The organism is Chitinophaga rhizosphaerae (assembly GCF_003958645.1).
In the GTDB taxonomy this organism is placed as follows: domain Bacteria; phylum Bacteroidota; class Bacteroidia; order Chitinophagales; family Chitinophagaceae; genus Chitinophaga; species Chitinophaga rhizosphaerae.
In genome coordinates, this window is the sequence record NZ_RXLO01000008.1 from 143,847 (window position 1) to 160,327 (window position 16,481).

Below are 16,481 nucleotides of genomic sequence, written 5' to 3' on the forward strand. Positions count from 1 at the left end.
AGATGATGACTACCATACTTTCCGCAGCCAGCCTGGCCCTATCAGTTTCCCTCAGCCCGGAAACCGCTCCCATACAACATTTCCCGTCCCCCGCCATCGAACAAACAGATAATGGCACCGCACAGCGCAACAAGCAGGCAGTACGCCAGCTCTTCGAGCGGGTGATCAATGAGCGGCATTTCGCCGACATGCCGAAATACGTGGCGGACGAATACACCGGCCCTTCCGGACTGAAAGGCCCTGCAGCCTTTGAAGCCGCCATCGCAGGGCTGATCCGTTCCTTCCCCGACATCCGGTGGCAACTGCTGGAATTTATCGCGGAAGGTGATAAAGTGATGGTGAAATGGCAATGGGAAGGCACGCACCAGGGCGATTTCCAGGACATTTCCGCCACCGGCCTCCACATCCTCCACAACGCCATTGCCATATTTACGCTTAAACATGAAAAAATCGTTGATGGATTTTTGTTCAACGACAGGTTGGGATTCCTGCAGCAGCTCCGGCAACTGCCCGCCGATGAATCGCAGATCCGTGCGAAAAACCAGCCGGGGGAAGTGCGCTTCGTTGACCATTTTACCGTGCCCGCAGCAGCGAAAAAGGCGTTCCTGGAGCGTGTCCGCATTAACCGGGATTTCATCAAAACCCTGCCGGGATTTTTGGAAGATGAGCTGCTCGGCCATACCGCCGCCAATGGCGATCTCATTTGCTTCACCACCGCGAGGTGGAAAAACGCGGAAGCCCTGCAGGCCGCTAAAACCGCCGTTCAGCAAGCTTATCAGCAAGAAGGTTTCGATCCGGCGGCCTTCATGCAAAAACTGGGGATCAGGATGGAAAGAGGCGTTTTCGAACCGATAGCTAACACCGCCCGATAAACTTTCCCAAAACAGGACAGGCGGCCCGGAAAGAGCCGCCTGTCCCATATTCCATCGATCTCAACATCAATACTTCATGATCGCGCGAACGGTTTTTACCACACCGTCAGACACATGCAGGAAATAGATGCCATCGATCTGTGAAGAGAGGTCCAGCTGCACCTGCGTGGCGCCCTGGCCCTGGGGGATCACCGTTCTGGCCACCTGGTTGCCCATCCGGTCGATGACCTGGAACACATAGCCCCGGTCCTTTTTGTTTTCCAGTTTCACGGTAACGGGGCCGCGTGTAGGATTGGGGAAGATCGTGATACCGATAGGGTCTGCGATCAACCCGATCCCCAGTACGAGAATCCCCTGTTCCGCCGAGGCGGATTCATACAGTGCGGAACTATCTGCCAATGCGCGCACCGTCACGATCCCCGTGGTCGTGAGTTTCAGGGAGTTTCCGTTCAGTATCCCACCGCCATCTACCAGCGCAAAACGCACCGGCATACCGATGGAGCTGGAGGCCTGCAGTTGCACGGTCTCGTATTTCAGGCGGGGAGCGATAGGCGGGAAATGGAGGGTTTGTATGCCTTTGAGAACGGTAAACGTCTGCACCGTGTCTGCCGGGAAATAATTGTCGGACCCGGCTGCGGAGGCTTTCACCGTCACCGTTCCAGGCCCCGTGAAAGTGAGCTGCGAGCCCTCCAGCACCGCGGGCCCTTCCACCAGCGAGAAGGTAACCGGCAGCCCGACCGTAGATTCGGCCACCAGTTGCAAGGGCGCAGTTCCGTACCGGCGCTCGCCGATGCTGTCGAATACGATAGCCTGCATCCGCCGTTCGAACAGCTCCCATTCCGCAAACTGCGTGTTGCCTTCTCCGTTATTTGCCGTCATGTTGAAGCGATAGTAAACATAGGCTTTCGTATTGCCCGGAACATCGAAGGAGCGCAACTGTCCGCGGCCGGAGAATGTTTCGCCGGCACGAACGTCGAGCGTATCCCAGTTCAGGGAATCGTTGGAGCCGAGGAGCGACCAGTCGCGGGGATCGCGGGCGGGGCGGTCGTTCCCGGAAGTGATCGTGTAACGCACAACGATGGCGGGTTCCGTTGATTTGTACTGTACCCAGAGTGCCGTGCGGCCGCTGCGGTAGTATTTGGTGCCGGGATTGTTGTCGATGAGCGAAGGCAGGTCTTCCGTGGGTTTGGAGGTATTCGGGTACTGACCGGAGATCGTTCCGCCGTTGTCGGTAATGTCGATATTACCGATCCTTACCTTGATGGCGGACGCGCCGGAAATGGCTATCTCGCCCGATGCGTTGAGGGCTTTGGCCGTTATGGAATAATTACCCGCGGCCGGCCCGTACCACCGCAATGCGTATGGCGCCGTGCTGTCTGTCCCGATCAGCGTCGTATCTGCGTAGAACGACACCGACATAATGCCGCCCAGGCTATCGGAAGCCGTAGCCGCCAGCTGGATATATACCGGCGAAACGAACACCGTTCCTGCCGCCGGTGAAATCAGTGAAACATCGGTACCGCGCGGGTTCACCGTCACCAGGGATTGCGCAACGGCGGACTCACGGCCCTTCCGGTCGAATGCCTTCACCGAAATGCTGTGTTGGCCGTAAACTGCCGTCCAGGCGAATGCAAAAGGCGCCGATGTATCCTCCCCTATCTTCACCCCATCCACAAAAAACGCGACTTTATCGATCGTATCGGAAAATGAAATCGCGGTCGCCTCGATGGAAACAGTATCGCCGGCTTTGATCAGCGCACCGTTAACAGGAGCCGTAATGCCGGCACGCGGCCCGTCGCCGCCGGCGAGATAGCCGACCATGGTGCTATCCAGCGGAATGGCTTTCACCGGCGCAATGGAAAACTGATCGGCGCCCGCGTCCATAGGGGATGTACGGGGCTGACCGTCCAGATCTACCGTCACCAGCGGATAACCGGCGCCACCTTTCCCGATGGCAGGACTATTCTGCACCAGGTGCCAGATGCCGTTCGCATCCCGCTCCAGTAGCGGATTTTCAACGGTATACGAAGTATCCGGGAAAATACCGGCCGGCACGTTGTACAGGATGTTCCCCAGCCAAACCGAGCCCGTACTGGGACCGGCGATCTGCAACGCATCGAAAGTACTGTGCTGAATGATATTGTAAGCGCCGGTGATGTAAGTAGAGCCCAAACCATCCGTGCGCGCGGCCTGGCGGATATTCTGCGCGTTGCCGTTGAGCGTGTTGAACGCGATCAGGACCCGGTCTGGCCGGTCGTGAGAGGTCAGCGCCCCGCCTTCCGACACTTCCGCACTGCCGTTCCCGATATTGATGGCGATGCTGCAACTGTCGAAATAATTGGAATGGATGGTATGATCGTCCCCGAAAATGCGGATGCCCGGCGTTTTGATGAAATAGTTGCCGTACACCTGGCAGAAATTCCCGTGCCGAAGCGTAAACTGCGCGGGATTGTTGCGGATGGTATTGTAGCGCAGCGTTACGTGCGACGCCTTCACCGAAATCCCCTCATTTTCCCCATCGCATTCTTCGAAAAGATTGTACTCCACCACGCTGTGGCTCGAAGAAAGGCTATACCCGCTCAACCCGAACTGGATCGTTTCGGAACCGTTGCCACCCCCGGGATATTGCTTGTAGAAATAGTTGTGATGCACCCAGATCCGTTGCGCCACCTGGCTGCCGCCGTTGCCCGAACCATGGATCGATACGTATTGGCCCAGGCCGCGCTTGTTGCGGAACGTGCAATACGACAGCTCATGATCGTTCCCCTGGATATTCAGGTTATCGCCTTCGCCGGGCGTCTCGTAGACATTGTGCATGAGGCGGACGAAACCGGTCCCCTGTGCGGTAGACGATTTTCCCGCCGCATGGCGGAATATAAACCCGGTGATGGTAATGTAACGGGCAGGGCTCAATACCTGGAACCCGCCGGCACCATTGATCTCCACACCACCCACGGTTTCCGCCGCGATAATGATGGGCTGCGCTGCTGTGCCCTGGCGTTTGACGGTAATCGTACCGGTTGTGGTGTATACACCGTTTGCCAGCACGATCACGTCGCCGGGAACAGCAGCGTTGATGGCGGACTGCAAAGCGGAAATAGACGTCACGCGAATAATGGCAGCGTGCAATACCGTGTGCGCCCATAAAAACAGGACGACGAGGGGTAAAATTCTTTTCATAAGTGGAAGTTTTCAATAACGTGAATCAATGCAATCGTTTGCAATTGTAAATAACAGTAAAAAATGGAGGTGAAGTGATAGTTTTTTCACAGGAATTGACGGTGAATTGACGGAATTAATGGGAGGATTTGCCGGCCGGCAAGCGCAATGCGTAAGAAATTCCACTACATGATGAGGTGGAAATGATTAATTTTCAGGGATATGGAAACCGAATTTTACGATCAGGCTTTCGAGCGGCAGGACTATCGCGCGCAACCGCTCCCGCCCGGTGAATACGAGGCATGTACCTTCCGGAGTTGCGATTTTTCCGAGAGTTCGCTCATCGATGTCATTTTTATCGACTGTACCTTTTCCGGCTGCAACCTTACCCTGGCGAAGATCAAGGGAACGGCGCTGCGTGGTGTGAAGTTCCAGGACTGCAAACTCCTGGGTCTCCGGTTCGACGAATGCAATTCCTTCAACCTGTCGTTCACATTCGAGCGATGCACGCTCACCAGTGCCTCCTTCTTCGGCCTGAAAATCAAAAAAACGACGTTCGCCCATTGCCAGTTGCGTGAAACGGATTTCACGAACGCCGATCTCACGGGGTCCGCATTCCCGCATTGCGACCTGCTGAACGCGGTTTTCAGCAATACGATACTGGAGCAGGCAGACTTCCGCACGGCAGAGCATTACCTTATCGATCCGGAGCGGAACAAAATCAAAAAAGCGAAGTTCTCCGTGCCGGGTGTACTGGGGTTATTGGGGAAATACGATATTCATATCTCATAAAAAAGCAGTCCCGCGGGACTGCTTTTTCATTTATTTGCTTTCAGGTTTGACGTCGTATAGGATCACGAATTCGATGCGCCTGTTTTTGGAGCGGCCGTCTTCCGAATCGTTCGTTGCGATGGGGTGGCGCGATCCCAGGCCCCAGGTTAGCAGCCTGTCGGCCGAAACGCCGTCTGCGGTGAGCTGGTTCTTTCCGCTCACGGCCCGTTTTTCGGACAGGTCGTTATTGATCTGGTCGGTGCCGGTATTGTCTGTATAGCCCGTTACCAGGATCTTCGTTTTGTCGAACTTGTTCAGTACTTCCGCAAACCGGCCAAAGGTGGGCTTGATTTCATCTTTCAACTGGTCGGAGTTGGTGGCGAACATCACGTTGTTGGGGAAGATGACTTTCAGGCTGTCGTTCAGGATGGAAACATCCGCTTCGTTCAATACTTTCTTCAGCTCCTTGTACTGCTTGGTCATATAAGCATGGGAAGTCCCTTTCTTGGACGCCGCACAGGAGGTTAACAGTGCCGCCGCTACGAAGAACAGGAGGCTTCTGAGATTAAAAGCAGGTAAGGTCATATGCTTGCGATTTTGGGCACAAATTTATGTAAATCCCCAATAATCAATCAGTTATAGCAATAAACAACCATATGACGAGGTAATTACATAGGTTTCCTTTTCAATACCAGATCTTCGTTTCCGGCCCATCCGCCGAAGACTTGCCGGCTGGGGGAGGCGGCCATGAGGTTGGGGCTTTTATCCTGCGTGCAGGCGATCACGGGGATGCCGGGGCCGGGAAATATTGCGCATTTTCGTGACCGCATGACGGGGCGCCTTCATCATCGAGGCCGGTAACGAGCACCAGCACCGTATCCATCGGGCGGGTGATGACCGGCCGGCAATAGGTGAGCGCGGCAAAGTTGTTGGTATGTCAGCTCTTCGGTAAGATGCGCGACGGCGGCGGCGAACACGACCATCTTCGTACTGATGACGGGGCAATGGGAAGGCCATCGGCGAAAAATTATGTCCGCCTCGCGCAGGGTATCAGCCTATCGAAAAAAGTTTTTTTAAAAAAACCGGCGCCGGGGCTTGACTCTCCCCTTACGTCATACCCTATATTTGCCCGAAAGGTATAAATCCAAACGATGGACAAATATTCCGTAAAAAAGCTCTCCAGGCTTGCGGGCGTAAGCGTGCGCACCTTGCACCTGTACGACAGGATGGGCTTGCTCGAACCATCGGTCCGTACCGAGGCCAGGTACAGATTGTATGGTGAAAAGGAATTGTTGCGATTGCAGCAGATCCTTTTCTACCGGGAGCTCGACTTTCCGCTTAAAGACATCCTTGCGATCCTGGAAGACCCCGCGTTCGACCTGGAACAGGCGTTGGAAGACCACCGCAAGGCGCTTTTGGCGAAAAAGGAAAGGATAGACACATTGGTTGGTACCATCGACAAAACATTGGTAACACTTAAAAACAAATCCATGTTACAAGTAGAAGATTTATACGATGGCATCCCCAACGAAAAGATGGAAGCATACCGGGCCGAGGCCATGGCAAAATGGGGGAAAGACACGGTCCTTTCCGCCGAAGAAACGCTGCGCGGCTTCAGTAAGGATGAGATGAAAGTCCTCCAGCGCGAGCTCACCCGCATCAACGACCGCCTTGCCGAACTGATGGGCACCGATCCGAAAAGCGCTCCCGTGCAGGAATGCATCGCCCGCCGATTTGCGATCATCCTGAAACTGAGCGGCGGCAAGATCGAAATGGAGAAACTGGAATACTTCCGCAAACTCGGCGAACTGTATGTGCAAGACAACCGCTATACTCCGGTGAACGGCATGCCCAGCATGGAGCTGGCACAGTTCATGAAGGAAGCGATGGACCATTATATTGCGCAGCAATCTGCCTGATCGTTACATCCGAAAGCCGCAAACGAATGTTTGCGGCTTTTCAAATTTATTACGGCAAGGTTCGGTTATTCCAGCATATTTCCTCAATTTTCTATTTTTGCGATCCAACTCATGTAAACTGATCATCATGAAACAACAAACCGATACATTGCTCCAACAGCTGAAATCCAATGCCCTTGCGTTTAAGGACGTGATCGCATTCATCGAATCGCATTACCTGCACCAGCCTACCGCTTTCAAAAACGGCGAAGCTTCTAACGAAGCTACCCAGAACCAGGGCAGCGCCAAAGTATTTTCATTCGCAAAAATAAACGGACTCGGGAAGGAAGATACCCTGCAGTTGTTCGCGGAACATTACCAGGCGGTGCTCAGCACGCCCGGCGGTACCGATCACCAGAACATCCGGCAGTTCATGCAGCACGGATGGGCAGGAATCGTGTTTGAGGGAGAAGCGCTGACCGCGAAATAAGCTTAAAGATTGATCTCGGATTTCAACCGGGTGAGTTCGCCCAGCAACCGCGTGGCGCTTACTTCGCCGGCCTTTTGCATATCGTCCGCCATCTTTGCGATGGCGAGGTTCAGGGTGTCGATTTCGGTGGGCCGGTGATGCCGGATATCCTGTAAGGTGGAGATCAATTGTCCGTCAGACATTTGGCTGATGGTGACCACGCTATCCACCACTTCTTCCTCCCCGATCTCCACACCTTTCGCCCGGGCAACGCCAACGCACTCCCCGATCACGCGGCGGGCCAGCGCCATCGCTTTCTCATTTCGGTGAAAAAGCCCGTTATCTGTTTCCAGCAAAGGGCAGATAGAATTGAAAACGCAATTGGCGATGGCCTTTTTCCAGATGATCGGCTGCATGTTGCGCTCGGCGCGGAAAGGAAAAACAGGTGTATCCAACTGCGCCGTCAAATCCGCCAGCCTTGCCCCGCTTCCCCGGATCGCCCCCACCGGCGATGGCGCCACCGGTTTGAAACGGAGCCCCCCATCGTCCGCAAACTGGCTTGTAGCAAATAAAACGCACCGGTACAAATCCGTAAACCCTTCCTGCAGAAACGGCATTTCCACTTCCAGCCCGTTTTGCAGCAGCACCACCGGCGAATCCCCTGTCTTACACTTCAAAGCCCTGGCCAGCGCAGCATTGCCGAACGATTTGTTCGTCAGCACCACGATCCCGTCGAGTACGGGATGGTTCTCGAGCGAGTCGATGACCACGGGATATTCCAGTTGCGCTCCCGGCGTTTTCACCCGGATAAGCCGTGTTTCCCGCTGCTGATCCGGGGTACTTCCCCGCAGGAGCACTACGTTCCTTTGATGAATCCCGAGCGCCACGGCCAGTACCCGTCCGATGGCGCCAGCCCCGATGATGAATATGTTTTGCATGATCCGGTGTTTTGATGCCTCAAATGTCAGCCGTTATCTTCAACCCGAAGGATGGCAGATGCAACAATTTCCGGCAGATCAGTTGGCCTTTCTCCACTTATCCCCACTTAGCTGTTACAACATCAATCCCACCATGAACTAACCGTAAATCAATGTTTTAATCGATTCCATAAAAAGTGTACTTTTATTTATAAACCTAATTATACTGCTGACATACTGCTGTCATAACCCGATCTGAAATTTGTTTCATCAAACAGAAAAACCCATGAAACAGACTGTTCTTTTCCTGACGATTGCTGTTTTTGCCCTTTGCGCAAAGGCACAAACCCAAAAATCCGACAATATGTTTACTGTAAAGCCCTTCAAGGTAAATGTCCCGCAGCCGGTGCTGGACGATCTCCAACAACGCCTCCGCCAGACCCGCTGGCCCGATGCACCCGAAAACATCGGGTGGAATTACGGAACGGACCCCGTTTTCCTCCAAAACCTCGTGAAATACTGGCAAAACGGGTATGATTGGCGCAAACACGAAGCTGCCATCAATGCCATCCCCCAGTTTACCGTGGAAATCGACAGCATGACGATCCATTTCCAGCACATCAAAAGCAAAAACCCCAACGCCAGGCCCCTCCTGCTCGTACACGGGTGGCCCGATTGCTTCTACCGCTTCCACAAAGTGATACCGCTGCTGACCGACGATTACCATCTCATCATCCCATCCATCCCCGGGTTCGGATTCTCCGGGCACGCGGCCAAAACGGACGACGGATCGGCGAAGATTTTTGCTACGCTGATGAACGAGGTGCTGGGTTACAAAACCTACTTCGTAGCGGGTGGGGATGTGGGGCAAGGGATCGCCAAATCGCTTGCCAACCTGTACCCGGACAATGTTGCGGCCATCCACCTGTCAGACGTTGGGTATCCGAACGGTTCGGAAGACTGGAGCCAGATGTCGCCGGCAGAACAGCAATTTGGCCAGTTCATCCAGGGCTGGTGGTACCGGGAAGGCGCCTATGCCATGTTGCACGCCACCAAGCCGCAAACGCAGGCTTACGGGCTGAACGATTCCCCCGCCGGGCTCGCCGCCTGGATCACGGAGAAGTTCAATACCTGGCGCACGCCGGACGGCTCCATCGAAGATCATTATTCGAAAGACGATCTGCTTACCAACATCATGATTTATTGGGTGACGCAAACGATCAATTCTTCGATGCGCACGTATGCGGTCGACAATCCACAAGGGCTCGCCTCCAATAATAAAGTGAATGTGCCTACCGGCGTGGCGATTTTCCCGGGAGACGCACCCACGCCGAAGGAATGGGCGGAACGGAGGGTCAACCTCAAACGGTTCACCAAAATGGATAAAGGCGGCCACTTCGCCGCGTTGGAAGTACCGGAACTGTGGGCCAATGAGCTGAAAGCATTTTTCAATAGTACCGGCGGAAAATAAATCATTAAAAAAGCAGGCCCGTGCAGCGGGCCTGCTTTCTACTTTTCTTCCTTCAAGAAGCGTCCCTCCAACCGGAGTTCCGGCGGCGGGACGCTTTTATTACTACACAACCGGCATAACGGTTACAGCAATTTCCCGAGATATTCTTCCAGTTCAGCACCGCGCCATCCAATTTTCAGGAGACTGCCCTGCTTATCGATCAACATCGTGGCCGGGATGGCTTCCACGTTGTAATCTTTCGCTACCTGGCTTGTGGGGCCGCTTTCGCCGGTCAGCTGCGGCCAGGTCAGCTTGTCTTCCGCAACGGCTTACAGCCATTTGGCATTGTTTTCGTCGATGGAAATGGAAACGATCGAGAGGCCCTTATCTTTGCATTGCTCGTTGAGTCTGGCCATACGCGGGTTTTCCTCGCGGCAGGGTTTGCACCAGCTGGCCCAGAAATCGATCGGCACATATTTGCCTTTGAAGTCGGCGAGGTTGTGGAAATTGCCGTTTTTGTCGATAACAACGTAGCGGGGCGCCTGCGTAATGCGATAGCCATCCTAGAAAAGCGTTTTGGAAAGTTTGTCTTCATCACTCACGATCACCGTCAGGTTGTTAGGGCCCGTAATGCCGGCCTTCTTCGCCAGCTACATCCACAGCTTTTCAAAGCCCGGGGTATGCCAGGCGATCGTAGCGCGGCAAGTTGGCAATGCAGTAGGAGCACCAGTGCGCCCAAATATCGATCACCACCATTTTCCCTTTATATCGGACAGGCGGACGGTTTTGAATTTTTCGTTCTTCGCCGCAAAGTCAGGTGCGGGCTTACCTTTATCCAGCACTTCGTAACGGGCGTACAAAGAATCGATATACTGGCGGGCTGCCGGGGATTTCACGGCACTCTGGAATAAGAAGTGAAGTAGTCTACCATTACAATCACTGCAACTTCACCAATCCTAAATAGAAAATCTTCAGGAACAGGCAAATTATACAACAAAATGGACCTATAATATTGAAGTCGAACGAGTTGACCGCAAATCGCAAATATTCAAAGGTCGTCGTACTTTTTGGCGTTCCCCTTTGCCCTTTCGACTGGATACTTCAGAGCGTTTTTTCTAATTTTTCCGATTACGATTTCGTTAATGTCAAAATCGTATTTATCTGCTAGTTGCAGAGCGTAAGTAAGAATATCAGCTAGTTCCTCTTTTACTTTTTCACGGTCTGCATCCTCAGCATTCTTCCAGAGAAATAATTCATTGAGTTCACCCGCTTCAATGCTTAACGCAAGTGCAAGATCTTTTGCATTGTGAAACTGGCTCCAATCACGCTCCTGATTGAACTGTCTGATTAGATTTATTAACGAATGCCAATCACTCATAGCTAAGACTTTAATTTATATGTCATTAAAAAGATTCCAAAAGTCACCTCACAGCCTTACCATCCTATCGAAATTCCAAAAAATATCTCCTCTTGTGATGAGCATAATGCCATGCAAAATAGTCTTGTGTAATTTCATTGTAGTATGCACAGGTATTTTGATCGATTCCCTCAATGTATTGTCTGACTGTTTCAGTAAGCGGGCTTTTTCGGACAGACACTACCTTTCCATTGACAATACTTATATATCCCCTTTCATACAGTTCATCGCAGCCCAATTTACACAAAGGCATAACGATAAACCTGTTGATACGCTCTTCGTGCGAACAATTCGCACGTCTTTTAATATGCGCCGTCACAAGCAATGAAACCGGAAAGATTTTATGGCAAATTGCACATGTATTTTCGATACGGTTGTAATGTAAAAGATAAGTAAGTAAATCATGTTCCTTTCTAGCAACAACGGTGGTAATACGATCTGTTTTGGGTAAACGCTTCAACTTATCCTCAGCTTGCGACTCACTGCCTGAAACTTCATCTGTTCCTCCGTTAAGTTCCTCCAGGCCCAACTGCTCGAGGATGAGCCTGCTTTCTTCCTCATATAATACGTTGAAACCCTGGATATTTGCGTTGGGTTTATTCCCTTTAATCATATTAAAATCCTCAACACTTATATCCAGTTCATTAACATCGGTGAGAAAATACATACATTCCCAGGTAGATGGCACATCTTCCCCATTGTCTTTCCATAACTGAAATGCAGCCTTCTTATTACGGATGGTTAAGGTAACGGTCCCGGAATAAAAAATACGTCTTTCCTTAGCAAAAAAAGCGATATCTCCCGGCATGATCCGTTCCCATTTTCCTACATTGATATCCTTGCTTTTAGGCTCCACGCCCCAAACACGACATTTGCCGTCCGGGTAAATCTGCGCCAATTCAAATTGCTGATCCGGTGTCAGGAACCGATTGATGCTCGAAAGCGGTACGTCCTTAAGTACCGTATCCCGAAAATGTTCATAAGCCAAGGCATCACGGCATGGCTGCAGAATAATCTTGGTCATCCTTTCTGTTGATTTTGATGCGCTAAAAATAGGCAGGTCAATAGGAAATCCGGTCGCCTGTTTTGGGGATCCAATATTTGAGATCGCTTAGGGGAGGTACCGGTTTACCGATTCGTTGATCAATAATAAAGTTAAGCAAATAATCGGATTGCAACCTCTCGGGCGACATAAGTAAAACAGAAAAGGCAGTCCTCAACGAACTGCCTTTAATTTTTTGATTCCATCAAGTTTGGGATCAGGTGGAGCTGAGGAGCAGCCAATCGAACTCTTGGTTGAATTATTAAAGTTATTTAAAAGTATTAAATACTGATTTTCAGATATTATCTGGTTTATGTGCCTAAACCTGATCAACTTTGGATCACTTCTATTATAAAAGCTTTTATTGAAGTGGGATATGTTTAACTTTTTATTGACGGTCATGTGTTACTTAGTGTTGATGTGTTTTGCCATTATAGATCTATTTTGTATGCTTTTTCATATACTCCTCCTCAAATCCCTCAACTATCTGTGTTGCAGGCAAGTTTTTGGGCAATGAAAAGTTTGAATGCTGCATGGTTACACGCGAAAGGCTAAATCGATACCTCCCAACATTTAGAGAAGGCTTAAAACGTTTGAAATCAGTACTAAGGTCAATATCCGAAGTTATTTGGAGCTTACTTAGAATATCACTAATCGATGGGATCATTATCTTTTTTACCAATACATCAACAAATTCGAAATATATTTCAGGCCACATATAAACCTCTACCGAGGGCATTATATCTACTCCTGGGATACAATTCCTGAAAAGTTCAAATACCTCACTGGCTATCAACATAGCTTGTATTCCATCTGATTGATTTATGGCGTAGATACCATTTGAAAAACTGTAAGTAGAAGAAAGGGCAGCTTTTTGTTTTGAACAACCGGTCATTTGCTGATGTAAAACATCAAATGCAGATAACTTCTCCGATAGTACTTCTAAGGGAAACCCTTTTTGATCGAGAGATAACAAATCAGCTATTAGTTTAGGTTTATGTTGTATTTTGTGAGAAACCAAGTTTTCATAATCTTGTCCATATATTTGTGAGCAAATCTGTAAGATTTTGTCCATGTATGAATCTACTGCCAGATACCACATCAAAACCGATGAATACCTTTTAATACCATTCAAAACAACAGTTTCTGATTTTTCTAGCACCTGCAAGTTTTGGAGCGTATTATAGTATGCATCCGTGGCAAGTAAATCATGAACGATCAATAGAGGGAGTGAGCGGTCACCATCTATAATATGGAGCATCGCCCTCATGTAATCATTTTTCCTAAAATTTTCCAGCGTTCTCATTTTCCTCTCGGTTTTTGTTTTTCATAACTGAATATTTTCAAGATTACCATCATTTTTCGGTATGCGTTATGATTTAACCTTGATAGCGGTTTAAAATTATCCTTTACCAGTTTGTCAATATGCTGCAAATCCGGATAGGCACGATAACAATTATCAACGTCAACATATAAACTATCCAATGATCTCTCCCCCGGATATTTGTCTAATGTTTCCTTTAGGGGAACAATGAGGTTAGAATATACATTTGAGAAGAACGTAACATTACTGTGCGGTTTCCATTTTTTGTAGACATTGATACACTCGTGTTTTACGCTATAATCAACTACCTGTAAAGTCATCAGACTTCTTTCTAAAAAACGTTCTATTTCAAATTGGCTGTTTCTGAATACTTCTTGTCTATCGTTCAGTAAATTTGTAAAAAGCTCCATGTTTTTTATCGCCCCTTCTTCCATATCTTTGATACTACCAATGATTTCAAAGACTTTGGTCACTGCTTTAGTTTTTAACCTCTTTTTGCCACACCTGACATAGTGGTTAAGAAATACCGAGTAATCGATTTTTTCCAGAAAATAAAGATGTGCAATTATCTTTAGCTGGAATCCCGCTGAATGTATTTCCACAATAGACGGGGCCTCAATTGACTCTTTCACTACTTCATAATTTTTTCTGCACTCCTGGGCGAAGTTGTACAATAGGAGGTTTACTGATTGCCGGTAAGTTTTTCTTACTCGCCAGGCATTGATCCGATTGATTGTCCAATTGGTTAAGATACCAGCGCCAAAAATCAAAATGGTTATGATAATGGTATATGAAGTGTTTGCATCTACTCCTGTATAGTCCTGCATTGACTTAAAAAACAAACGAATGTGATTGCTTGGAAGGTTATCAGTTGATGTCGGAGGTTTTGCAGAAACCATGATTTTATGTAAGGTATCGGCAATAGGCTTTTGGGGGAAATTCATAGATGCTGTTTAATTGTTGTATATTTCTTCTAACTGTTTAATTCTATCTTCAGAGCCTTGCGTATTATATTAATTTTATAAATTCGTGTTGAAAGCATTAGAATTGGGGTGGCTGTCTGACCTCCTCTTTTCTCTTAACTTATACATATATCTACCGAACAAAACAAGAGGTCTATATACGCGTAGATAATAGTACAATAAAAGAAATTCGCTCTGGTCGTAACAAAGGAGATCTATGATTTTCTCAATTGCTCAGGCAAAAACTTATCGATTTCCTCATCCGAAAATGTAAATTCTTCCTGTTTTTGAAGAGCGATCGAAGCCTCATTGTATGCTTTGCTAATAGTTTTCGGAGCCCCCCGGTATGTGTTTACAAGTTGTTCATTCAGCTCGTCCCTTCTTTGTTGAAGTAATGGAATGTCCTTGTACCCGACTTTAATGTCTACCAATAAAGAGAGGAATTTTTCCCTAATTTCGAGTATGTTCAACGCGGCTTGTTTGTGTTTCTCCGCTAAGGCTAGTAAGTTAAAATCTTTTGAATATAATGTTAGCCCGAGCAGAATTGTTGAAAACAATGCAGCAAGGAATTGAAATATCTTTCCGTCTCCGAATACTAATACCAGGATACTCGTTGTTGTTGCGGCGGATAGTATAATCTCTGCAAGTTTGAAACAATCACTTCTGGTTTTAAGAAGGTCAGCGCATTTCTCATGTGTTTTATGGGCGTAAACAACTCTCCCATATACTTCTCTTATTTGGGATTCAAGAATATCATACTGTTCTTTCATAGTATTGTGTGTATATAGTTATTCGGAAATTGGTACATCAATTGTGTCTCGAGCCACTACTACGTCATCCTTGATGATATAACATTCGACAAAATGGCTTCCCCTAAATGTAGTGGTTTCAATCCTTGTGAATGAACCGTTGTCATCAATAATCTGGCCCCTGATATTGTTTCGTTTTATTGCTTGCCCCCCCCCTGTTGGTCACTTTCCATTTGACGGTATAAGGATGCGGAACATCTATTCTTTCAATGTAGAATTTTAGTGACTTGTTTGGCATTAATCTTATCTTTTTAAAAAGATATTCCCGCAGCAACCCATCACGATATCCATCTTGTTTGATTTCACAGTCGATTTTAAGATCGTAACGAATATCTACAGGGTAATATGCTTCGATGAACTCTTCGGTATCAGTGTAATGCAAATTAATTGCTCTTGCCTCTTTTTCTTCATCTTGATATTTAGGAAAGTCGTTCCCAAAAATATCCCGCCATTTATTGTGTTTTGTTTTATCAGAAGCTGCTTCAATGGCTTGATCTGCCAGATCAAGTGCCATTTTTGCTTTCTTTTTAAATGACTTTCTTACTTTAACACGTTGCTTACTGCCAAGTGCGCCATATTCCTTTTGGTCCTTGGGTTGATCATGCAAGAACTTAAAAAAGTTACGGCACATTTCATCATAATAATCATAACTCTTTTCATCGAAATACGCCGTGGATTTTAGAAAATTATATGCCAGAGTATCGATCAAAAGTCCACCCATGTTAACTCCATGCTTATTTTTCCAAGACCTGGCCATTTTACAAAGTCTGCGAAGATTTCGATTCTTATTAGAGTCGAATTCGACCATCGCATCTATTTCTTTTCGTGGTTTCGTAACTTTCCAAGTACCATCCCCATATGTATCCGGATACGTGTAATCTTGATCTTCTTCAATAAAAACGGGTTGAACATCTATATGGGCATCCTTGAAATTTACAGTTACGACGCACCTGTCCACTTTAATGTCAGAGGAGGCATATGTATTAGAAATGGCGGATTTGGTATCTTGAAGTAACTTGACTTGCCCTCCCGCTTTGTTATAAGTTGCCCATTTTGACGCGGGAATAAAATAAAGCATATCTAGATCCGAAATGCCATTGATACCTGTATATCTACCATAAGAGCCAACTTGCAGACTATTTGCCGTTTTGGAATCTGTGTCGCGAAAACATTCATTAAGTGCTTTGGTAATCCGTCCGTAACGATAGGAGATATTTTCGGCTTTTATTTCTTCGATTTTAATATTTGATAGGAAACTTTTAAATACTTCGGATGTTTTCATTCTTGAGAGGTTAATTCATTCCACCAATGGTTTGCCTTGTAAGGTGTATTTTTGGACGGCTCAATGTAATGAAAAAGTTTCACCTACCTAAATTTAGTCGCTTATTTTA

17 protein-coding genes are annotated in these 16,481 nt (G+C 48.1%); 5 read left to right on the forward strand and 12 right to left on the reverse strand.

The annotated features are described in order from the left end of the window. Window positions 1-5: 5 nt before the first annotated feature. The gene (locus tag EJ361_RS18705) at window positions 6-872 is read left to right on the forward strand and encodes an ester cyclase (protein WP_164714319.1); all 867 of its coding nucleotides are present in this window, start codon (window positions 6-8) and stop codon (window positions 870-872) included. 66 nt (window positions 873-938) lie between these two features. Here EJ361_RS18705 and EJ361_RS18710 read toward each other — a convergent pair whose 3' ends face one another. Continuing rightward, complete coding sequence (locus EJ361_RS18710) at window positions 939-4,052, reverse strand: chondroitinase-B domain-containing protein (protein ID WP_126247170.1); 3,114 nt, start codon at window positions 4,050-4,052, stop codon at window positions 939-941. Between the two features lie 201 nt (window positions 4,053-4,253). Here EJ361_RS18710 and EJ361_RS18715 point away from each other — a divergent pair, with 201 nt between their 5' ends. After that, window positions 4,254-4,823: a pentapeptide repeat-containing protein gene (locus tag EJ361_RS18715; RefSeq protein ID WP_126247171.1), complete on the forward strand. Its 570-nt coding sequence runs from the start codon at window positions 4,254-4,256 to the stop codon at window positions 4,821-4,823. Window positions 4,824-4,853: 30 nt separating this feature from the next. Here EJ361_RS18715 and EJ361_RS18720 read toward each other — a convergent pair whose 3' ends face one another. Beyond that, window positions 4,854-5,387, reverse strand: coding sequence for an OmpA family protein (locus EJ361_RS18720; protein WP_126247172.1), 534 nt, complete (start codon window positions 5,385-5,387; stop codon window positions 4,854-4,856). A 566-nt stretch (window positions 5,388-5,953) separates the two neighbouring features. On the opposite strand from EJ361_RS18720, the gene EJ361_RS18725 reads away from it, so the two are divergent. Both EJ361_RS18725 and EJ361_RS18730 read left to right on the forward strand, forming a co-directional pair. Next, window positions 5,954-6,721, forward strand: a complete 768-nt coding sequence (locus tag EJ361_RS18725; RefSeq protein ID WP_126247173.1) for a MerR family transcriptional regulator — start codon at window positions 5,954-5,956, stop codon at window positions 6,719-6,721. Window positions 6,722-6,848: 127 nt separating this feature from the next. Next, window positions 6,849-7,190: a HopJ type III effector protein gene (locus EJ361_RS18730; RefSeq protein ID WP_126247174.1), complete on the forward strand. Its 342-nt coding sequence runs from the start codon at window positions 6,849-6,851 to the stop codon at window positions 7,188-7,190. A 2-nt stretch (window positions 7,191-7,192) separates the two neighbouring features. On the opposite strand, the gene EJ361_RS18735 is transcribed toward EJ361_RS18730, so the two are convergent. Continuing rightward, entirely contained in the window at window positions 7,193-8,107 is a 915-nt protein-coding gene (locus tag EJ361_RS18735) for a ketopantoate reductase family protein (RefSeq protein ID WP_126247175.1), read from the reverse strand. Window positions 8,108-8,450: 343 nt separating this feature from the next. Between EJ361_RS18735 and EJ361_RS18740 the strand changes: the two genes are divergently transcribed. Continuing rightward, window positions 8,451-9,557 (forward strand): epoxide hydrolase family protein, encoded by a 1,107-nt coding sequence (locus EJ361_RS18740; protein WP_126247176.1) that lies wholly within the window; start codon window positions 8,451-8,453, stop codon window positions 9,555-9,557. Window positions 9,558-9,865: 308 nt separating this feature from the next. On the opposite strand, the gene EJ361_RS18745 is transcribed toward EJ361_RS18740, so the two are convergent. The 9 genes from EJ361_RS18745 to EJ361_RS18780 all read right to left on the reverse strand — a co-directional run bounded on the left by EJ361_RS18745 (window position 9,866) and on the right by EJ361_RS18780 (window position 16,372). Continuing rightward, the gene (locus tag EJ361_RS18745; RefSeq protein ID WP_126247177.1) at window positions 9,866-10,087 is read right to left on the reverse strand and encodes a TlpA family protein disulfide reductase; all 222 of its coding nucleotides are present in this window, start codon (window positions 10,085-10,087) and stop codon (window positions 9,866-9,868) included. A gap of 195 nt (window positions 10,088-10,282) precedes the next feature. Beyond that, window positions 10,283-10,432 carry a redoxin domain-containing protein gene (locus tag EJ361_RS18750; protein WP_126247178.1) on the reverse strand — a complete coding sequence of 50 codons (150 nt, stop codon included), beginning with the start codon at window positions 10,430-10,432 and terminating at the stop codon, window positions 10,283-10,285. A gap of 152 nt (window positions 10,433-10,584) precedes the next feature. After that, entirely contained in the window at window positions 10,585-10,914 is a 330-nt protein-coding gene (locus tag EJ361_RS18755; RefSeq protein WP_126247179.1) for a nucleotide pyrophosphohydrolase, read from the reverse strand. Window positions 10,915-10,978: 64 nt separating this feature from the next. Then, window positions 10,979-11,977 (reverse strand): hypothetical protein, encoded by a 999-nt coding sequence (locus EJ361_RS18760; protein WP_126247180.1) that lies wholly within the window; start codon window positions 11,975-11,977, stop codon window positions 10,979-10,981. A 457-nt stretch (window positions 11,978-12,434) separates the two neighbouring features. Then, entirely contained in the window at window positions 12,435-13,301 is an 867-nt protein-coding gene (locus EJ361_RS18765; protein WP_126247181.1) for a hypothetical protein, read from the reverse strand. Continuing rightward, on the reverse strand, window positions 13,298-14,263 hold the full coding sequence (locus EJ361_RS18770; RefSeq protein WP_126247182.1) for a hypothetical protein: 966 nt from the start codon (window positions 14,261-14,263) through the stop codon (window positions 13,298-13,300). Before EJ361_RS18770 ends, EJ361_RS18765 begins: the two co-directional genes overlap by 4 nt. A 233-nt stretch (window positions 14,264-14,496) precedes the next feature. Next, window positions 14,497-15,051, reverse strand: a complete 555-nt coding sequence (locus EJ361_RS18775; RefSeq protein ID WP_126247183.1) for an SLATT domain-containing protein — start codon at window positions 15,049-15,051, stop codon at window positions 14,497-14,499. Window positions 15,052-15,069: 18 nt separating this feature from the next. Then, on the reverse strand, window positions 15,070-15,231 hold the full coding sequence (locus EJ361_RS26180) for a nucleotide-binding domain-containing protein (RefSeq protein WP_205687052.1): 162 nt from the start codon (window positions 15,229-15,231) through the stop codon (window positions 15,070-15,072). Then, window positions 15,197-16,372, reverse strand: a complete 1,176-nt coding sequence (locus EJ361_RS18780; protein ID WP_205687046.1) for an SMODS domain-containing nucleotidyltransferase — start codon at window positions 16,370-16,372, stop codon at window positions 15,197-15,199. Before EJ361_RS18780 ends, EJ361_RS26180 begins: the two co-directional genes overlap by 35 nt. Window positions 16,373-16,481: the final 109 nt, after the last annotated feature.

Coding starts and splice junctions, on each gene's coding strand:
- EJ361_RS18725 (WP_126247173.1), top strand. CDS start 5,954: ATGGACAAATATTCCGTAAAAAAGCTCTCCAGGCTTGCGGGCGTAAGC.
- EJ361_RS18705 (WP_164714319.1), top strand. CDS start 6: ATGACTACCATACTTTCCGCAGCCAGCCTGGCCCTATCAGTTTCCCTC.
- EJ361_RS18775 (WP_126247183.1), bottom strand. CDS start 15,051: ATGAAAGAACAGTATGATATTCTTGAATCCCAAATAAGAGAAGTATAT.
- EJ361_RS18780 (WP_205687046.1), bottom strand. CDS start 16,372: ATGAAAACATCCGAAGTATTTAAAAGTTTCCTATCAAATATTAAAATC.
- EJ361_RS18715 (WP_126247171.1), top strand. CDS start 4,254: ATGGAAACCGAATTTTACGATCAGGCTTTCGAGCGGCAGGACTATCGC.
- EJ361_RS18760 (WP_126247180.1), bottom strand. CDS start 11,977: ATGACCAAGATTATTCTGCAGCCATGCCGTGATGCCTTGGCTTATGAA.
- EJ361_RS18735 (WP_126247175.1), bottom strand. CDS start 8,107: ATGCAAAACATATTCATCATCGGGGCTGGCGCCATCGGACGGGTACTG.
- EJ361_RS18770 (WP_126247182.1), bottom strand. CDS start 14,263: ATGAATTTCCCCCAAAAGCCTATTGCCGATACCTTACATAAAATCATG.
- EJ361_RS18720 (WP_126247172.1), bottom strand. CDS start 5,387: ATGACCTTACCTGCTTTTAATCTCAGAAGCCTCCTGTTCTTCGTAGCG.
- EJ361_RS18730 (WP_126247174.1), top strand. CDS start 6,849: ATGAAACAACAAACCGATACATTGCTCCAACAGCTGAAATCCAATGCC.
- EJ361_RS18710 (WP_126247170.1), bottom strand. CDS start 4,052: ATGAAAAGAATTTTACCCCTCGTCGTCCTGTTTTTATGGGCGCACACG.
- EJ361_RS18740 (WP_126247176.1), top strand. CDS start 8,451: ATGTTTACTGTAAAGCCCTTCAAGGTAAATGTCCCGCAGCCGGTGCTG.
- EJ361_RS18755 (WP_126247179.1), bottom strand. CDS start 10,914: ATGAGTGATTGGCATTCGTTAATAAATCTAATCAGACAGTTCAATCAG.
- EJ361_RS18765 (WP_126247181.1), bottom strand. CDS start 13,301: ATGAGAACGCTGGAAAATTTTAGGAAAAATGATTACATGAGGGCGATG.